Raw genomic sequence first — 19,575 nt, forward strand, 5'->3', positions numbered from 1 at the left:
GCAAGAGTATAAACTATTTTTCTGACAAGAGACATTTTCAGAGCCAAAAAACGAGTTTACAGCACACATAGCAGGTGCTTTTCTCTGCGTTGTGACGATATTTCAAATATAAAAAAAGCCCCAGCAGTTGCTGAGGCTCTTTCATCAAATTCGAGATTTGATTAGCGACGTAGACCTAGACGCTTGATAAGCTCTTGGTAACGACCAAGATCTTTACCTTTTAGGTAGTCTAGAAGCTTACGACGGCTAGAAACCATACGTAGAAGACCACGACGGCTGTGGTGATCGCCTTTGTGAGCTTTGAAGTGACCTTGTAGGTGGTTGATAGAAGCAGTAAGTAGAGCTACTTGTACTTCTGGTGAACCTGTGTCGCCTTCAGAGCGCGCGTATTCTGCAACGATTGCTGCTTTAGTTTCTGCATTCAGAGACATAATTCTCTCCTGATAAGAGTAGTTTGATATTTGTAGCAGCCAATCTCTGATTCAGCCGCTACGCGAGCCGTGGATTATAGGGAAGTTTGCCTAGTGGTGCAATAACAATCTATCGTGATCTCACTGAACGAAAAACAAAAAAGCAGAAGACCTAAATGGGACTTCTGCTTTTCACAGTATATAAACGAAGATTGCACTTAATCTTGTTTACGCTTGCGGCTCTTCTTCACGGAAAACCACTAAGCGTTTTGGGGCTACACGACCATCATTATCGATCTGAGCCACACCGACAAACAGTTTCTCTTCACCACTTGTCATACGCACTGTGCCTTCTGCTGGTGCACCAGCAACTTGTACTGGCATACCGTGCTGAACTAAATCTGTCAGCTCCGCATTCAGGTTCACTTCTGGTAGATCTTCTACTGCGGTGTCCATTGGCATCAACAGTGGATCAAGCAGCTCTTTAGGTGCAATATCTTGCTGTTGAGCTTGCTCTAGGATCTCGTTCAGTTGCTCTAGCGTTACCATGCGCTCGTATGGGTACTTTGCAACACCGGTACGACGTAGCATGGTTACGTGCGCACCACAGCCTAGCATTTCGCCCAAGTCATCCGTGATAGTGCGGATGTAAGTGCCTTTTGAACAGTGCACTTCCATCTCCACTTCATCACCTTCAAAGCGAAGTAGATCGATAGAGTAAACCGTGATCTTACGAGATTCACGTGGTACTTCGATGCCTGCACGCGCGTATTCATACAAAGGCTTACCTTGGTACTTTAACGCCGAGAACATGGATGGAACTTGGTCGGTTTCACCCTTGAAGCTCTCAATGCAGCGCTCAAGCTGTTCGCGAGTGACATTCACTTCACGAGTTTCAACAACTTCACCATCAGAGTCGGAAGTGTTGGTACGCTCACCTAGCTTAGCGATCACAACATAGCGTTTATCAGAATCTAATAGAAACTGAGAAAACTTGGTTGCTTCACCCAAACAGATTGGCAGCATGCCTGTCGCAAGAGGATCCAAAGCACCGGTGTGCCCTGCTTTCTCTGCAAAGTAAATACGCTTTACTTTCTGCAGTGCGTCATTCGATGAGATGCCTGTCGGCTTATCTAATAAAATAACCCCGTTAATCGGGCGACCTTTACGACGGCGAGCCATTACTCTTCACCTTCCGAAGTAGACTCATCACGGCCAGCAGCTTGCTGCTTACGCTTGTCTTCGCTTACCACTTCAGACACTAGGTTAGACATACGCATACCTTCAACCAAAGTATTGTCGTAAGTGAAACGAATTTCTGGCGTTAGACGTAGACGGATACGCTTACCTAGCATCATACGTAGTTGAGGCTCGTGCTCTTTCAGTGCAGCTAGGCTCGACTCTGGTGTTTGCTCGCCCACACATAGGAAAGTAACAAATACTTTTGCGTAAGCAAGGTCACGAGAAACCTCTACATCAGAGATAGTAACCATACCGATACGTGAATCACGAACTTCACGTTGCAGCATGATTGCTAGCTCTTTTTGTAGTTGCTGAGACACGCGCTGCGTGCGGCTAAATTCTTTTGACATTTTCTTTTCTCACTTAGAAAGATGGGGGGCTTGGTAATAACCAGCCCCCCATGGTGTATTCAACAACCGATTACCACTTACCTATACCAGTAATGTTAGTAACCTTAGTCAATATGTCGAGTCAGCGGACTGATTAGTCTAGAGTACGCTTAACTTCAACGATTTCGAATACTTCGATTTGGTCACCAACGCGAACATCATTGTAGTTCTTAACGCCGATACCACACTCGTAGCCATTCTTAACTTCTTGTACGTCATCTTTAAAGCGACGTAGTGACTCTAGTTCACCTTCGTAGATAACAACGTTGTCGCGTAGTACGCGGATTGGGTTGTTACGCTTGATCGTACCTTCCGTAACCATACAACCTGCGATTGCACCAAGCTTAGGCGACTTGAACACGTCACGCACTTGAGCAAGACCGATGATCTCTTGTTTGAACTCAGGGGCAAGCATACCGCCCATCGCCTGTTTCACTTCGTCGATCAGTTGGTAGATGATTGAGTAGTAACGTAGATCTAGGTTTTCGTTCTCAACAGTACGACGAGCTGTCGCGTCTGCACGAACGTTGAAGCCTAGGATAATAGCGTTAGATGCTGCTGCAAGTACTGCATCAGTTTCTGTAATACCACCAACACCAGAACCTACGATGTTCACTTTAACTTCGTCAGTAGACAGTTTCAGTAGAGAGTCTGCAATAGCTTCTACAGAACCTTGTACGTCAGCCTTAAGAACAACGTTAAGCTCAGCAACTTCACCAGCTGCCATGTTAGAGAACATGTTCTCTAGTTTCGCTTTCTGTTGACGTGCTAGTTTCACGTCACGGAATTTACCTTGACGGTAGTTCGCTACTTCACGTGCTTTACGCTCATCACGTACAACTGTTGCTTCATCACCAGATGCTGGTACACCGGAAAGACCTAGGATCTCTACTGGGATAGATGGGCCTGCAGATGTTACTTCTTGACCGTTCTCATCGCGCATTGCACGAACACGGCCGTACTCTTGACCACAAAGAACGATGTCGCCCTTGTTTAGAGTACCAGACTGTACAAGTACAGTAGCAACTGGACCACGGCCTTTATCTAGGCGAGATTCTACAACCACACCAGATGCCATGCCTTCTTCTACTGCTGTTAGTTCTAGAACTTCAGATTGTAGAAGGATAGTCTCTAGAAGACCTTCGATGTTAGTACCTTGTTTCGCAGAGATGTGAACGAACATGTTCTCACCGCCCCACTCTTCAGGGATAACGTCGTACTGTGCCAGCTCGTTCTTAACGTTGTCTGGGTTAGCGTCTTCTTTATCGATCTTGTTTACAGCAACGATTAGCGGTACTTCAGCAGCTTTCGCGTGCTGGATCGCTTCGATCGTTTGTGGCATTACGCCATCGTCTGCTGCTACTACTAGAACAACGATATCTGTCGCTTGAGCACCACGAGCACGCATTGCTGTAAATGCCGCGTGTCCAGGAGTATCAAGGAAAGTGATCATGCCGTTGTCAGTTTCAACGTGGTATGCACCGATGTGCTGCGTGATACCGCCCGCTTCGCCTGAAGCAACGTGAGCTTTACGGATGTAGTCAAGTGTAGACGTTTTACCGTGGTCAACGTGACCCATGATCGTTACAACAGGTGCACGTGGAACCGCTTCAGCGTTGTTGTCACGGTCGTTTAGTACCGCTTCTTCTAGCTCGTTCTCTTTGCGTAGGATTACCTTGTGACCCATCTCTTCAGCAACAAGTTGTGCTGTCTCTTGGTCGATCACTTGGTTGATAGTCGCCATAGCGCCCATCTTCATCATCACTTTGATAACTTCAGTTGCTTTAACCGCCATTTTGCTAGCCAGTTCAGAAACAACGATAGTTTCACCGATAACAACGTCAGCTTTCGCTACAGATGCTGTCTTATCGAAGCCCTGTTGCATTGAAGTTGGTTTAGCCAGTTTACCTTTACCGCCACGACCACGTTGGTTGCGACCACCACGGTTGTTAGTAGCTTGCTTTTCAGCTGGCTTCTTCTTACGACGACGAGGCGCTTTCTCTTCTTTCTGGTCAGCTGCATCTTCCGCTTCACGAGCGTACGTAGAAGTGGTCACATGGTAGTCCGCAGACTTCTCTTGCTCTTGCTTCTTCTGCTCTTCTTCAGACCAGCGCGCTTCGTTCTCTTCTGCTAGTTTACGTGCTTCTTCAACTAGCTTCGCCGCTTCAGCTTCAGCTTTACGCTGTGCTTCTTGCTCTTGACGAGCTTTTAGCTCATCCGCTTCTTTTTTCGCTTGTGCGTTAGCGTCTGCATTTTTTGCATTCATGTCTTTTTTAGCCTTATCAGCTTGTGCGCGTTTTGCTTTTTCTTCAGCTTCACGTTTTGCGTCCGCTTCACGTTTTGCCTTCTCTTCAGCTTCGCGCTGTGCTTTCTCTGCAGCTTCACGTTTCGCTTGCTCTTCAGCTTCACGACGTGCTTTCTCTTCAGCTTCACGCTTCGCTGCTTCCTCAGCTTCACGTTTCGCTTCATCTTCAATAGCGCTGCGCTTCACGTAAGTACGCTTCTTGCGTACTTCTACTTGAACATCCTTACTCTTACCGCCTCCAGCGGCAACACTTAGCGTGCTGCGGGTCTTGCGTTGAAGAGTTAAACGAGTCGGTTCTGCTTCACCAGATGTATCACCATGCTCTTTCTTAAGATGCGTCAGTAATGCTTGTTTTTCTGAATCAGTAACTTGATCCGACCCTGTTTTCTTCATGCCTGCATCAGCAAGTTGTTCAATTAAGCGGTCAACTGGCGTACCAATCTCTTCACTCAGTGCTTTAACTGTTAATTGTGTCATACCGCTTTCTCTCCTTGCTGAATTATTCTTCGTCGCCGAACCAACAGATGTTACGTGCAGCCATAATTAGCTCGCCCGCACGCTCTGCAGTTAGGTCTTCAATGCCTTCTAGTTCATCAACGCCTTGGTCAGCTAGGTCTTCTAGTGTTGCTACACCTTTCGCTGCCAGTTTGTACGCCATTTCGCGCTCTAGGCCTTCAAGTGCTAGAAGGTCTTCTGCTGGCTCAACACCGTCAAATGTCTCTTCTTTCGCTAGGGCTAGCGTTGTTAGAGCATCTTTAGCACGGCTACGTAGCTCTTCTACGATATCTTCGTCTAGACCATCAATTTCTAGAAGCTCGTTTACTGGTACGTAAGCAACTTCTTCTAGCGTAGAGAAACCTTCTTCAACAAGCATTTGAGCGAAGTCTTCTTCGATGTCTAGGTGCTTCATGAAGTTTTCAATAGAAGCAACGGCTTCTTCTTGGTGTTTCTTCTGAAGGTCTTCAACTGTCATCACGTTCAGTTCCCAACCAGTCAGTTGAGACGCTAGACGAACGTTTTGACCGCTACGGCCGATAGCTTGCGCTAGGTTGTCAGCTTCAACAGCGATGTCCATAGAGTGTGCATCTTCATCAACGATGATAGAAGCAACGTCTGCTGGAGCCATTGCGTTGATAACAAATTGTGCTGGGTTATCGTCCCAAAGCACGATATCGATACGCTCACCGCCAAGTTCGCTTGATACCGCTTGTACACGTGCACCACGCATACCAACACACGCACCTACTGGGTCAATGCGCTTGTCGTTTGTTTTCACAGCGATTTTAGCACGAGAACCAGCGTCACGTGCAGCACCTTTTAGTTCAATCAGCTCTTCACCGATCTCTGGTACTTCTACGCGGAATAGCTCAGCAAGCATTTCTGGCTTAGAACGAGTGATGAACAGTTGGAAACCACGCGCTTCAGGTGCAACTTTGTAAAGAAGACCACGTACACGGTCGCCTGGACGGAAGTTTTCACGAGGAAGTTGGTCATCACGTAAGATAACTGCTTCAGCGTTGTTACCTAGGTCTAGGATAATAGTATCGCGGTTAACTTTCTTAACGACGCCTGTTACTAGCTCGCCTTCGTTGTCGATGAACTGCTCAACGATTTGTGCGCGCTCAGCTTCACGAACTTTCTGTACGATAACTTGCTTAGCCGTTTGAGTCGTAATACGGTCGAATGTTACAGACTCAATCTCGTCTTCGATGAAACCACCAAGTTCGATTGTTTCGTCTTCGAACTGTGCTGCTTCTAATGAGATCTCTTTTGTTGGATTCTCAACTTCTTCAACCGCTTCCCAACGACGGAAAGTTTCGAAATCACCAGTCTTACGGTCGATCTCTACGCGAACTTCGATTTCGAATTCGCTTTTCTTTTTCGTTGCTGTAGCAAGCGCGATTTCAAGCGCTTCAAAAATACGCTCACGAGGAACTGCTTTCTCGTTAGAAACAGCTTCTACTACCGCCAAAATTTCTTTGTTCATTAATCTAGCCTCTTAAGCTCTTCTCTCAGGGAGAACTAAAATTTAGGGATCAGGTTCGCTTTTGAAATATTGCTGAGGGCGAATTCTTCTTGTTGCCCTTCAACCAATACTGTTACGGTTTCGCCTTCAATAGATTGGATATCACCTTTCCATTTACGACGGTTGCCGACAGCCATTTTCAAAACGATGCTTACCTCGTGACCAATAAATTGTTGGTAATGCTCTGCTTTGAACAGTGGTCTTTCTAAACCTGGTGAAGACACTTCAAGGTTATAAGCCACTGAAATTGGATCTTCAACGTCCATTACGGCACTTACTTGGTGACTTACTTCTGCACAGTCATCCACATTGATACCGTTTGGTGAATCGATGTAAATGCGTAGCGTTGAGTGCTCACCCGCACGAATAAATTCTAATCCAACTAACTCATAACCTGATGCTGCTACTGGAGCTTCAAGCATTTCAGTAAGTTGTCTTTCTAAACCAGTCATTTAACCACTCCAGAAACAAAAAAAGGGCTCAAAGCCCAATTTAAATTCCAAGCAAACATTATCTAATAGCATTTACAAATGCTTAGATAACAAAAAACCCCGTATAAGCCGGGGTTTTTGTTGCTGGACCCTTATATACTAAGCGCCTTCATAAAATGAGTTACTGCACTTAGTTCACAGTGAGGTTCACACTGTGCAAACTTGCTACCAATCAAGACTAAATATAGCACTTAAAATTGGTTGCGGGAGCCGGATTTGAACCGACGACCTTCGGGTTATGAGCCCGACGAGCTACCAAGCTGCTCCATCCCGCGTCCGACTTGCGAGCATTATACGCCCAACAAGATGTTTTACAAGTTTGTAAACAATGGTGCCGAGAGAGGGACTCGAACCCTCACACCAAAGGCACCAGCACCTCATGCTGGCGTGTCTACCAATTTCACCATCTCGGCATCAAATCTTTCAGATTATTGTGGAATTTCGTCGCCTTGCGCCGGAACTTCACTCACTGCATCTTCAGCTTGCTGGATAACTTGACCTTGTGTAGGGTCTACCCATTGTGACTCAGTTTTATGTGTAGACATATTACCAAGCACTAAGCTAAGGATAAAAAATGTAGTTGCAAAAATTGCAGTCATTCGGGTTAGGAAATTTCCTGAGCCACTAGCACCAAACACAGTGTTTGAAGCGCCAGCACCGAAAGAGGCTCCCATATCTGCGCCTTTACCTTGTTGAATTAACACTAGGCCAATTACACCAAGCGCTGCCAACAGGTAAATCACAAGTAGAACTGTAAACATTTTTCCACCTATGTTCCAAATTGTTGAGCCAGCGCCGTTAAGTATTGACATAAACTCATGTCATACAGAACAAGGCTAGCGACCTCCTTACTGAAGGCCGAGCAATACTAGCGAATGCGACGTACGCTGACAAGCGGAATTTACCAAAAAATAAGCCTTTGACTAACGAACGCTCAAAAAAAGGGCAAAACGCAATAAAACCTTCTCGAAAGAGAGGCAAAGCATCGCCCTTTTTACAGTTTTCGTTATTTAGCTACTTTCGTTAATTAGATAAAGGTAACTTAGCAGCTTGCTTTCACTGCTTCAGCAATTTTAAGTGCCGAGTTTTGTACTAGTTCAGCGTCTTCGCCTTCCACCATTACACGTAATAGAGGCTCAGTACCTGATTTACGTAGTAATACTCGACCTTTCTCGCCAAGCTCAGCTTCTACTTCAGCAACAGACTGTTTTACTGCATCTGCTTCTAGTGGGTTTGAATCACCACTAAAGCGCACGTTCTCAAGTACTTGCGGGTAAAGCGTCATACCTTGAGACAACTCATTTAATGACATTTCGCTACCGACAACCGATGCCAGTACTTGCAATGCCGCAACAATAGCATCACCCGTTGTGACTTTATCTAGCAGGATCACGTGACCAGAGTTTTCAGCACCAATCTTCCAACCTTTAGCAAGAAGCTGTTCCATTACGTAACGGTCACCCACAGCCGCACGAACAAATGGAATACCTAGCTGTTTCAGGCCATTTTCCATGCCAAGGTTTGTCATTAGCGTACCAACAACACCGCCTTTTAACTCGCCACGACGCAATGCGTCACGAGCAATGATGTAAGCGATTTGGTCGCCATCAACTTTATTACCCAGTTCGTCAACCATGATGATACGGTCACCGTCACCATCAAACGCTAGGCCAAGGTCTGCTTTCTCTTCAACAACGCGAGCTTGCAGAGCTCGTACATCTGTTGCACCAACTTCGTGGTTGATGTTAGTGCCGTTTGGCTCAACACCCATCGCGATTACGTCAGCACCCAACTCACTGAATACAGCAGGCGCAATGTGGTAAGTCGCACCGTGTGCACAGTCGACAACAATTTTCTTACCCGCAAGGCTCAACTCTGATGGGAAAGTACTCTTACAAAACTCAATATAACGACCCGCAGCATCATTCAGACGAGTTGCTTTACCAAGTTCTGCTGATTCTACACACTCGATCTCTTTGTCTAACTCAGCTTCAATCGCCAGTTCGATATCGTCAGGCAGTTTTGTACCTTCAGAAGAGAAGAACTTAATACCATTGTCATAGTAAGGGTTGTGTGAAGCCGAGATGACGATGCCCGCTTCAGCACGGAAAGTTTGCGTCAAGTATGCTACTGCCGGTGTTGGCATTGGACCCGTAAAGGTCGCTTTCAGACCAGCCGCAGCCAGACCAGCTTCTAGTGCTGATTCCAGCATGTAACCAGAGATACGTGTATCTTTACCTATGATGACTTTCTTTGTGCCTTGTTTTGCAAGTACACGACCAGCAGCCCAGCCAAGCTTTAGAACAAAATCAGGTGTGATTGGGTACTGACCAACCTTACCGCGTACACCATCTGTACCAAAGTAACGTCTTTCGTTAGACATGTTGTTTTCCTTAATTATATTTCTATCTTTTTTAATGATTGTTATTCATCATTTTAATAATTTGCATTGCTTCCAATGTATCTTCTACATCGTGAACTCGAATGATCTGAGCGCCTTTTATGGCGGCAATCGTAGCACAAGTTACACTACCAACCATACAATCGGCTGGTTTCTTATCCAACAACTTAAAGATCATTGACTTGCGAGACATCCCAGCAAGTATTGGCAAACCAAATGCGTGGAACTTATCAAAGTGCGCTAACAGCTGATAGTTATGCTCAAGCGTCTTACCAAACCCAAAGCCAGGGTCCAGAATCAGCTTATCTTTTGATATTCCCGCAGCTTCACACGCTGCGATACGCTCTTGAAGAAAATCAGAGACATCTTGCAACAAGTCATCATAAGTTGGACTGGTTTGCATTGTACGTGGCTGCCCCTGCATATGCATTAGACAGATCGGCACACCTGTTTCGGCTGCCACTTCAAGTGCGCCTGGTTCTTGCAATGCACGAACATCGTTGATCAGATCAGCGCCTGCAGCAACGGCTTGTCGCATGACCTCGGCTTTACTGGTATCGATAGAAATCCACACATCGTGACGTGCGCGAATGGCTTTAATAACCGGTATCACTCGTTCGAGCTCTTCCTCAAGGGACACATCTGGCGCGCCTGGTCGAGTCGACTCACCACCGATATCAATAATAGATACACCAGCATCTATCATCTTTTGAGCTTGAGCCAATGCGTTATCTATGGAGTTGTATTTACCACCATCCGAGAAAGAGTCTGGTGTAACATTTAGGATACCCATCACATGTGGATGGTTGAGAGTAAGGGTTTTGTTGTTTGCTGTTAAGTTCATGAATTCCATTCTTTACTGGTCATTAGCCTAAAAACAGAAAAACCCTGAGCGAACACTCAGGGTTTTTATTAACGATTTAGATATTAAGAATCTTTATTCGTGTTATCTTCAGAATCTGTTTTTGCTTCTTCAGCTTTCACTTCTTCTTTAGCTTCTGGTTTTGCTTCCGCTTGTGGCTCTTCCTTTGCAGGTTCCGCTTTTACTTGGTCGCCCCAACCAGCAGGCTCACGAATTGTGTCTTTGCGGGCCATCAGGTCATCAATTTGACCAGCATCGATCGTTTCGTATTTCATCAGCGCATCTTTCATTGCGTGCATGATATCCATGTTCTCTTCAAGGATCTTCTGCGCGCGTGCGTAGTTGCGGTCAATCAAGATACGAATCTCTTCGTCGATGAGCTTAGTGGTATCGTCAGAAACGTGTTTAGTCTGACTTACACTGCGACCTAAGAAAACTTCACCTTCTTCTTCAGCGTAAAGAAGAGGACCAAGCTTCTCAGAGAAGCCCCACTGAGTCACCATCTTACGCGCAATATCAGTTGCACGTTCGATATCGTTAGATGCACCAGTCGACACTTTGTCTTTACCGTAGATAAGTTCTTCAGCAAGACGACCGCCGTACAAACTAGAGATCATCGATTCTAGGTGTTGACGAGACATACTTACGCGATCTTGCTCTGGTAGGTACATCGTCACACCAAGTGCACGACCACGTGGAATGATAGAGACTTTGTACACTGGATCATGCTCAGGTACTAATCGACCAACAATTGCGTGACCCGCTTCATGGTATGCCGTTGACTCTTTCGTCTCTTCCGACATCACCATAGAGCGACGTTCTGCACCCATCATGATTTTGTCTTTTGCTAGTTCAAACTCAACCATAGATACGTTGCGTTTGTTACCACGGGCAGCGAACAGTGCTGCTTCATTAACTAGGTTCGCTAGGTCAGCACCAGAGAAGCCTGGTGTACCACGAGCAATCAACGAAGGCTCTACATCACCCGCTAGAGGCACTTTGCGCATGTGAACTTTAAGAATCTGTTCACGGCCACGTACGTCTGGTAAGCCAACCACAACTTGGCGGTCAAAACGACCAGGACGAAGTAGTGCTGGGTCCAGTACGTCTGGACGGTTAGTCGCAGCGATAACGATAATACCTTCGTTACCCTCGAAACCATCCATCTCTACAAGCATTTGGTTCAATGTTTGTTCACGCTCATCGTGACCACCACCAACACCAGCGCCACGTTGACGACCTACTGCATCGATCTCATCGATAAAGATGATACAAGGTGCTGCTTTCTTCGCTTGTTCGAACATGTCACGCACACGAGATGCACCAACACCAACAAACATTTCTACGAAGTCAGAACCAGAAATAGTGAAGAATGGTACTTTGGCCTCACCTGCAATCGCTTTTGCAAGTAGCGTTTTACCTGTACCCGGAGGACCAACAAGTAGGATACCTGTAGGGATCTTACCGCCCAGCTTCTGGAATCGGCTTGGATCACGAAGGTAATCAACTAGCTCTTTCACGTCTTCTTTTGCTTCGTCACAACCAGCAACATCGGCAAATAACGTTTTGATCTGCTCTTCGCTCATCATACGAGCTTTGCTCTTCCCGAAAGACATAGCGCCTTTACCGCCGCCACCGCCTTGCATTTGACGCATGAAGAAAATCCACACACCAATCAGTAAGATCATTGGGAACCAAGAGATGAAGATAGTGCCAAGCAGGCTCTGCTCTTCAGGTGGTGTACCTTGAACTTTCACATTTTGATTAATTAAGTCATCAAGCAGCTTCTGATCATAAACAGGCATGTACGTAACGTACTTAGCACCACCACCACGACGTGTGAAAGTGATTTCGCTGTTATTGAACTGCGCCTCTTGAATCTGGCCTTGGCCAACTTCCTGTACAAACGTGGTGTAATCTACTGCTCTGCCGTTACTTTCACCAGGGCCAAAGCTCTGGAATACCGACATTAACACTACAGCGATAACAAGCCACAGAATTAAATTTTTTGCCATGTCACTCAAGGTGTCAGCCTCGCGATAACTAATTGTAATTAAAGGTAGGGTACTACAGTTTGTAACCTGTAGCTATATTGTTAACGCACACTATTTAAGAGAATCGTTAACCTTTGTAACCAGTGGCTACAATAAACACTTCACGGGAACGAGCTCGCGAAGAATCGGGTTTTCTCACTTTTACCGTTTTGAACATCTCACGAACGTCCTTAACGTATTGGTCGAACCCTTCGCCTTGGAATACTTTAACAACAAAACTACCATTGGTAGCTAGAACTTGTCGACACATATCCAACGCTAATTCAACTAAATACATAGCTCTTGGTTGATCTACAGAGTTGTTGCCTGCGATATTCGGAGCCATATCAGACATTACTACGTCCACCATGTCCGGTTGGATCCTATCTAATAGTGCTTCTAGTACTGCATCCTCTCTGAAGTCCCCTTGCAAGAAGCTCACACCTGCGATTGGATCCATAGGTAATAAGTCACATGCAATGATTTGACCACTGTCACCTACAATCTTAGCAGCATATTGAGACCACCCGCCAGGTGCAGCCCCTAAATCGACAACTGTCATGCCTGGAGACAGCAATTTGTCTTTCGTTTGAATCTCTTCCATTTTGAAGTAAGCGCGTGAACGGTAGCCTTTCTTACGGGCTTCGTTCGCGTACTTGTCGTCGAAGTGTTCCTTCAACCAACGGCCTGAACTGGCCGAATGTTTCTGTTTGCTCATTGGGTACCTAAACTGGAGGAAAGTACTAATTGCTGAATAAATTATAGTCTTCAGCTTTAGATGGCGTTAAAATAGGTTTTTTCAACCCTAATAGTAAAGAAAATTGGCCGCGTAATGAACCTAAGTACCAAACAAAAGCAGCATCTAAAGGGCCTAGCTCACAGTTTAAAACCTGTTGTGCTAATGGGCGCAAATGGACTTACTGAAGCTGTTCTAGCGGAAATCGAAATCGCTCTAGACCACCACGAACTGATCAAGATTAAAGTTGCATCAGAAGACCGTGAGACTAAGCAACTGATTATCGACGCCATTGTACGTGAGACTAAAGCAGAAAAAGTACAAACTATCGGTAAAGTACTTGTGCTATTCCGCCAGTCTGAAGAGCGTAAAATCGAGATTCCACGTAAGTAATTTAAACACGAGAGGCAATCTCAAATATCAGAGATTATCTTGTTGTTGAATCACTAGGTGAGAAAAGAAAAAGGTCGCAATTGCGACCTTTTTTGCCATCTAGAGATTGATAAATTAAATGTATTCTACTTTATCAATTTCAAAGTCTTTCTCGCCGCCTGGCGTTGAAATAATGACTTCATCGCCTTCCATTTTACCGATAAGGCCACGAGCGATTGGTGATTTCACAGAGATACGGCCAGTTTTGATGTCCGCTTCATCTTCAGAAACGATTTGGTAGCGAACTTCTTCATCGGTATCGACATCGATTAGCGTTACGGTCGTACCGAAGATGATCTTACCCGTATTTTCCATCTGTGTAACATCGATGATTTGAGCGACAGATAGCTTATATTCGATATCACGAATCTGCGCTTCACAAATACCTTGCTCTTCACGTGCAGCATGGTATTCCGCGTTCTCTTTTAAGTCACCTAGCTCACGAGCTTCACCGATCGCTGCTGAAATGATTGGACGCTGTTTTAGTAAGCGCTCTAATTCTTCACGTAGCTGCTGTGCGCCACGAACTGTCATTGGAACCTTTTCCATTTTCTACCTCAATGCTGAAAGTTTTCTTCAGCCAAAATAAAGCTACCCAACCTCGCGGGTTAGGTAGTTAGAACAAAACGATTTAGCTTAGTGTAAACAAACTTAGTGGCTAAATCACCTTTATTCAGCGTTGTATTACAAAACCGCTATCTAGGTCTAAATTACACACATCACAAAAATGAATATTAACCTTATAATTAATAACTATCGAAATAAAAACCTAAAAAAACAAAAACAAGCAAAAAGCCACACTTGCAATTAAAAATAAAAACCAAATAAAAACAATACCTTGACTTATAAAAACAAGAAAAAAACACTGTTCATTATTTTTATTGATATCATTTTACTATCTTGCGGTGGAACTTTAAGGGTAAAAAGTACCCCATGGATTGCTCTGGCAAGTTTCTCGCTTATGTTCTAAGCCTGATTATGAAGCTTGATTTATACGAGCAATACAAAAAAAGGATTCAAATCCTTGATAACAACCTTTATGGACAGTAATTAGGAATTAATAACATGAACAAGACTATGATCGCGCTTGCTGTATCGGCTGCAGCTCTTGCAACTGGTGCTAACGCTTCTGAGCTATACAACCAAGATGGTACTTCTCTAGAAATGGGCGGCCGCGCTGAAGCACGTCTATCTATGAAAGATGGCAAAGTTGAAGACAAATCTCGCATCCGTCTAAACTTCCTAGGTAAAGTTGAAATCCAAGACGGCCTATACGGTGTTGGTTTCTACGAAGGTGAGTTTACAACAGCTGAAAATGGCGGAGCTACAGACAGCAACAGCGACAGCCTAACTAACCGTTACGCGTACGCTGGTCTAGGTGGCACATTCGGTGAAGTAAGTTTCGGTAAAAACGAAGGTGCACTGGGCGTAATCACTGACTTCACAGATATCATGGCTTACCACGGTAACTCTGCTGCAGACAAACTTGCTGTAGCTGACCGTTCAGACAACATGCTGTCTTACAAAGGTCAATTCCAAGATCTAAGCGTAAAAGCGAGCTACCGTTTCGCTGACCGCGACGACAATACTCCAAACGATCAAGGCTACACTGACAACGGTCAAGACGGCTACTCTCTATCTGGTATCTACGCAATTGGCTCAACTGGTATTAAAGTAGGTGCAGGTTACGCAGACCAAGATAAGAACAACGAATACATGCTTTCTGGTTCTTACACTATGGGCGATCTATACTTCGCGGGTGTATTCACTGACGGTGAAAAAGATTTTGACGGTGTTCAATACACAAACTCTAAGTTCTCTGGCGTTCAAGACTACACTGGTTACGAGCTAGCAGCAGCTTACACTATGGACCAAACTGTGTTCACAGCGACCTACAACAACGCAGAAACTGGTAGCGATACTTCTGCAGACAACATCGCGGTAGACGCTACTTACTACTTCAAGCCTAACTTCCGTGGCTACGTATCGTACAACTTTAACCTACTAAGCTCTGGTGACACGCTAGGCAACTCAACTGTAGGTAAGAAAGGCGCTGAAGACGAGCTAGCTCTAGGTATGCGTTACGACTTCTAATTCTGATTATCTAATTGATTAATTAGTTAATTTCGAATCAAAGCGCCCGCTGACTAGCGGGCGTTTTTTATATCTGTATACTGAGATTATCACCCACGACTCAGCACTCTTATGCGTCTATTGTCTTCTTTGCTAGCTATCAGCTTCGCTTGCACGGCATCAGCTTATGCCCCACTCGACAAACTCCCTGACGGCAGCTCTAGCAGCCTAATTTTACAATCCTTGAGCGAAAATAAAGCTCAGCTAAGTACCAACACACAGGGCTACTATCCACCAGCAAGCACACTCAAGCTAGTAACAGCGCTGGCCGCTAAGCTAGAACTTGGCGATGATTTTCATTACACCACCAGCATCGCTCAGTCTGGGAAAGATGCGATCATCCAATTCAGTGGTGACCCCACCCTGCAACGTGACGACCTAAAAAAGCTGTTAAATCAATACGCGAAAAAGCAAAGCAAAACGATTCAAGGAAATCTCTATTTAGACAACTCTGCTTTCACTGGTTATCAACGAGCCGTCGGTTGGCCATGGGACATTCTTGGCGTCTGCTACAGTGCGCCGTCCACAGCTATCACACTAGACAGCAATTGTGCGCAAGCGTCTATATACACTCAGGACAACGGCAAAACGCGTGTCTACATCCCTGTTCACTACCCAGTGATTGTCTCAACCATTGCTGATACCGTGACTAAATCTGGCCAGAAAGCAACACAGTGCGAGTTAGAACTTCTAACCACACCAGACAATCATTATCAGCTATCGGGGTGTTTGATTGAACGTAAGAAGCCATTGCCGCTTAAGTTTGCGATTCAAAACCCGGAGCTTTATACCCAAAAGGTAACGCAATCGCTGCTCAAAGAGTCAAGAATAACCGTCAAAGGCAAAGTTATCATTGGGTCTAAACCTTCATCTGATCAGCATAAAGCCATCGCAAGCCATCAATCAAAGAAGCTCCCCGCTCTGCTCGATACCATGCTTAAGAAATCAGATAACTTGATCGCTGATAACCTGACTAAAACTCTTGGTTCTAAGTTTTACGTACAGCCGGGCAGCTTTAATAACGGTACTGAGGCGATAAAACAGATCTTACTCACCAAAGCAGATATCGACTTATCCCAAGCGCATCTTGCAGACGGCTCAGGGCTCTCTCGCAACAATCGAATGACATCGCAAAGTATGGCTGAGGTATTGCGTTACATATGGCAGAATGATACTGATCTTCAGCTTATCAAGGCGATGCCAACCTCTGGGGTTGATGGCACACTGCGTTACCGTCAGAGTATGCGTAAAGCCCCTATCAAAGAGAACATCATCGCCAAGAGTGGTTCCGTGTATGGGAGCTACAATATGGCAGGTTATGGCCTTGATAAGTCGGGTAAACCAAACTCGCTGTTTGTACAGTTTGTACGTGATTACTTCCCAAACAAGCAAGACCAAGATAAGCCCGTAGAAGCACCTATAGTGACCTTCGAGAAGGCGTTTTATCTTGATGTGATTGAATTTAGTCAGGGTAAATAAACATAAAAAACGGTGCAGTAAGTCAACACTTGCTGCACCGTTTACTGTTGGGAGCCAGTTAAAGCGTGAAATCAAGCGATACCAAGAAACGTATTCACCACCGTAAAGTAGATCCACATCCCAGAAATATCAACGATAGAGGCGAGCACTGGGCTCACTAATACCGCAGGGTCGAGCTTGAACAGACGAGCAACAATTGGCAAACCGCCACCAAGTACCGTCGAAATCGTCACCTGAATAAACAGAGCAATCGCAATCGCAAACGCGATCATATTTATGTCATAACCACCCGTTGACTGGTTTTCGCTAAACAGCAGAATACGGCCAACCATCACTACAGCAATCGCTCCAGCTAAACAGATAGCCACTCGAAACTCTTTCCAAACTACGCTCAGCCATTGACGCTTTTTGAGTTCGCCCGTTGCCAAGGCTCGAATTACCAGGGTCGCAGCTTGTGTGCCCGTATTTCCCCCAGCAGCCGCAATGACAGGCATGTAAATCGCAAGCAAAACCAACTGGCTGAGAATATCCTCGTACTGGGCGATAATCAGGCCAGAAACGATCCCTAGCAGGGCTAGCGCGATAATCCAACCGATACGTTGCCTTACGTGGTTCATTACTCCCGTTGTGAGATACCCCTGTTGAGGTTCAACTTCAGAATAGATAAGTCCTAACTGGTGGGCTAAATGGCGAGAGCGTTTTTCATGCCCTTGTTCTTCTAACTCACTAAGTAGAGCTTGGATAACACTGAGAGAACACTGACCCAGTACCAAGACTGCATCTTCCAATGGCATACGATTAAGCAGGTCAACTTGCTGCTCACGCGTGTGCTGTTGAAAGGCTCTCGATACGGCCTGAATGTCTCGTTCAGTGTATAAAGCTTCTATAGATAAAAAAGTGTTGTTCATTACCGTCATGGCGAATCTCCCGATTGGCAAAGGTAACGACCATCAAAACAAGTAGCCTGCAGTGAGTACTTCACAAACATAAAGCGGTATACATCAAGAGCGTATAACTCGATACATAAAGCATATAACTGAGCGCACCAAGAGCTGAAAGCACTGATGTGTCTACTTGTAGAGTCTAGAGTATGGAAAAGAATGAGGGGGAAACAAAGATACCCTACCTGAACGGCAGGACATGAGATCAATACCGAGACAGGTTATTCTTCTCCCTTCAAACTAGGAGGATGGTCGGTATTGTTCATAAAAATCTCCAAAATTACTGCCAATTTGACAGCGTGCGTAGTGTAGCAAGGCCTTACAAAATACTTGGTCAAATTCCTGTCAATAAATAGGGGTCAATAAAAAAGGCATCCGTAGATGCCTTTTTACTAACTCATTGAGATTGAATATTACTTGATAGTAATACGAGCAAACTTACGCTTACCTACTTGGTAAACTGCTGTACCTGCTGCAGGTACTAGTTTGCTGTCTTCAATCTTTTCGCCTTCGATCTTAGCCGCGCCCTGCTTGATCATACGCATTGCATCAGAAGTTGAGTTTACTAGACCTGCTTCTTTTAGAACGTTAGCGATTGGTAGGCCTGCTTCGAATTCGAACTCTGGCATTTCATCTGGCACTTGGTTCTTAGCAAAACGGTTTACAAACTCTTGCTCTGCTGCGTCAGCATCTGCTTCACTGTGGAAACGAGCAATGATCTCTTTCGCTAGCAGAACTTTAACGTCGCGTGGGTTCTTACCCGCTTCAACGCCAGCTTTCAGCTCTGCCACTTCTTCAAGCGGACGGAAAGACAGCAGTTCGTAGTAGCTCCACATTAGATCGTCAGAGATAGACATGATCTTACCAAACATTTCGCTTGGTGCTTCGCTGATACCGATGTAGTTGTGTGCAGACTTAGACATCTTCTTAACGCCGTCTAGACCCACAAGTAGTGGCATCATTAGCACTGCTTGTGGCTTCTGACCTGCCGCTTTTTGCAGTTCACGGCCCATTAGCAGGTTAAACTTCTGGTCTGTACCGCCAAGCTCAACATCGCTCTCTAGCGCAACAGAGTCGTGACCTTGTAGAAGTGGGTACATAAATTCGTGGATAGCGATCGGTTGACCACCAGCGTAACGCTTTTTGAAGTCATCACGCTCAAGCATACGAGCAACAGTTTGGTTAGAAGCAAGGCGAATCATACCTTCAGCACCAAGGTCTGATAGCCACTCAGAGTTGAAACGAATTTGTGTTTTCTCTGGGTCTAGAATTTTGAATACTTGCTCTTTGTATGTTTCAGCATTCTTTAGAACATCTTCACGACTTAGTGGTGGACGTGTTGAGTTCTTACCAGACGGGTCACCAACCATTGCAGTGAAATCACCGATCAGGAATGTCACTTCATGACCAAGCTCTTGGAAAGCACGAAGCTTGTTAAAGATAACCGTATGGCCCAGGTGGATATCTGGTGCTGTTGGATCGGCACCCAGCTTAATACGTAGAGGACGACCCTCTTTCAGTTTTGCAATCAGTTCGTCTTCTGGAATCAGTTCTTCAACGCCACGTTTGATCTCGGCTAGTGCAGCTTCAATACTCGCCATTCTTGTTCACTCCCACAGATTTGGCAAAAATATAATAGTTAGACATCTTACTTGAATAGCGATGTATTTTGAAACCAGTTACACTATTCAGCCG

17 protein-coding genes and 2 tRNA genes are annotated in these 19,575 nt (G+C 45.2%); 3 read left to right on the forward strand and 16 right to left on the reverse strand.

The window, feature by feature from the left end:
• Positions 1-161 precede the first annotated feature (161 nt).
• The 13 genes from rpsO to rlmE all read right to left on the reverse strand — a co-directional run bounded on the left by rpsO (position 162) and on the right by rlmE (position 12,877).
• Complete coding sequence (gene rpsO, locus AC6I7V_RS10930) at positions 162-431, reverse strand: 30S ribosomal protein S15 (protein WP_032551549.1); 270 nt, start codon at positions 429-431, stop codon at positions 162-164.
• 207 nt (positions 432-638) lie between these two features.
• Positions 639-1,592 carry a tRNA pseudouridine(55) synthase TruB gene (gene truB, locus AC6I7V_RS10935; RefSeq protein WP_150869219.1) on the reverse strand — a complete coding sequence of 318 codons (954 nt, stop codon included), beginning with the start codon at positions 1,590-1,592 and terminating at the stop codon, positions 639-641.
• A complete protein-coding gene (gene rbfA / locus AC6I7V_RS10940) occupies positions 1,592-2,002 on the reverse strand; it encodes a 30S ribosome-binding factor RbfA (RefSeq protein WP_032551547.1) in 411 nt (136 codons plus the stop codon). The genes truB and rbfA overlap by 1 nt, the downstream gene beginning before the upstream one ends.
• 133 nt (positions 2,003-2,135) lie before the next feature.
• A complete protein-coding gene (gene infB, locus AC6I7V_RS10945) occupies positions 2,136-4,823 on the reverse strand; it encodes a translation initiation factor IF-2 (RefSeq protein ID WP_255229988.1) in 2,688 nt (895 codons plus the stop codon).
• A gap of 22 nt (positions 4,824-4,845) precedes the next feature.
• A complete protein-coding gene (nusA, locus tag AC6I7V_RS10950) occupies positions 4,846-6,333 on the reverse strand; it encodes a transcription termination factor NusA (RefSeq protein WP_150869221.1) in 1,488 nt (495 codons plus the stop codon).
• Between the two features lie 35 nt (positions 6,334-6,368).
• Positions 6,369-6,824, reverse strand: a complete 456-nt coding sequence (gene rimP / locus AC6I7V_RS10955; protein ID WP_032551544.1) for a ribosome maturation factor RimP — start codon at positions 6,822-6,824, stop codon at positions 6,369-6,371.
• A 237-nt stretch (positions 6,825-7,061) separates the two neighbouring features.
• Positions 7,062-7,138 (reverse strand) — tRNA-Met (locus AC6I7V_RS10960).
• A gap of 54 nt (positions 7,139-7,192) precedes the next feature.
• Positions 7,193-7,276 (reverse strand) — tRNA-Leu (locus AC6I7V_RS10965).
• Between the two features lie 15 nt (positions 7,277-7,291).
• Positions 7,292-7,624 (reverse strand): preprotein translocase subunit SecG, encoded by a 333-nt coding sequence (gene secG / locus AC6I7V_RS10970; RefSeq protein ID WP_032551755.1) that lies wholly within the window; start codon positions 7,622-7,624, stop codon positions 7,292-7,294.
• A 281-nt stretch (positions 7,625-7,905) separates the two neighbouring features.
• Positions 7,906-9,246 carry a phosphoglucosamine mutase gene (gene glmM, locus AC6I7V_RS10975; protein WP_498010882.1) on the reverse strand — a complete coding sequence of 447 codons (1,341 nt, stop codon included), beginning with the start codon at positions 9,244-9,246 and terminating at the stop codon, positions 7,906-7,908.
• A 31-nt stretch (positions 9,247-9,277) separates the two neighbouring features.
• Complete coding sequence (folP, locus tag AC6I7V_RS10980; RefSeq protein WP_498010883.1) at positions 9,278-10,108, reverse strand: dihydropteroate synthase; 831 nt, start codon at positions 10,106-10,108, stop codon at positions 9,278-9,280.
• Between the two features lie 83 nt (positions 10,109-10,191).
• Positions 10,192-12,141 (reverse strand): ATP-dependent zinc metalloprotease FtsH, encoded by a 1,950-nt coding sequence (gene ftsH, locus AC6I7V_RS10985; protein ID WP_255229985.1) that lies wholly within the window; start codon positions 12,139-12,141, stop codon positions 10,192-10,194.
• A 106-nt stretch (positions 12,142-12,247) separates the two neighbouring features.
• Positions 12,248-12,877 carry a 23S rRNA (uridine(2552)-2'-O)-methyltransferase RlmE gene (gene rlmE, locus AC6I7V_RS10990; RefSeq protein WP_032551539.1) on the reverse strand — a complete coding sequence of 210 codons (630 nt, stop codon included), beginning with the start codon at positions 12,875-12,877 and terminating at the stop codon, positions 12,248-12,250.
• A 114-nt stretch (positions 12,878-12,991) separates the two neighbouring features.
• On the opposite strand from rlmE, the gene yhbY reads away from it, so the two are divergent.
• Positions 12,992-13,288 (forward strand): ribosome assembly RNA-binding protein YhbY, encoded by a 297-nt coding sequence (gene yhbY / locus AC6I7V_RS10995; RefSeq protein ID WP_032551538.1) that lies wholly within the window; start codon positions 12,992-12,994, stop codon positions 13,286-13,288.
• Positions 13,289-13,402: 114 nt separating this feature from the next.
• On the opposite strand, the gene greA is transcribed toward yhbY, so the two are convergent.
• Positions 13,403-13,876 (reverse strand): transcription elongation factor GreA, encoded by a 474-nt coding sequence (gene greA, locus AC6I7V_RS11000; protein WP_255229983.1) that lies wholly within the window; start codon positions 13,874-13,876, stop codon positions 13,403-13,405.
• A gap of 516 nt (positions 13,877-14,392) precedes the next feature.
• Here greA and AC6I7V_RS11005 point away from each other — a divergent pair.
• Both AC6I7V_RS11005 and dacB read left to right on the forward strand, forming a co-directional pair.
• Positions 14,393-15,421 carry a porin gene (locus tag AC6I7V_RS11005; RefSeq protein WP_498010885.1) on the forward strand — a complete coding sequence of 343 codons (1,029 nt, stop codon included), beginning with the start codon at positions 14,393-14,395 and terminating at the stop codon, positions 15,419-15,421.
• A gap of 111 nt (positions 15,422-15,532) precedes the next feature.
• Complete coding sequence (dacB, locus tag AC6I7V_RS11010) at positions 15,533-16,939, forward strand: serine-type D-Ala-D-Ala carboxypeptidase (protein ID WP_498010886.1); 1,407 nt, start codon at positions 15,533-15,535, stop codon at positions 16,937-16,939.
• Positions 16,940-17,010: 71 nt separating this feature from the next.
• Here dacB and AC6I7V_RS11015 read toward each other — a convergent pair whose 3' ends face one another.
• Positions 17,011-17,856 (reverse strand): magnesium transporter, encoded by an 846-nt coding sequence (locus tag AC6I7V_RS11015; RefSeq protein WP_498010887.1) that lies wholly within the window; start codon positions 17,854-17,856, stop codon positions 17,011-17,013.
• Positions 17,857-18,293: 437 nt separating this feature from the next.
• Positions 18,294-19,481: a tyrosine--tRNA ligase gene (tyrS, locus tag AC6I7V_RS11020; RefSeq protein WP_032551533.1), complete on the reverse strand. Its 1,188-nt coding sequence runs from the start codon at positions 19,479-19,481 to the stop codon at positions 18,294-18,296.
• Positions 19,482-19,575: the final 94 nt, after the last annotated feature.

This window comes from Vibrio sp. KUL70 (assembly GCF_059725515.1).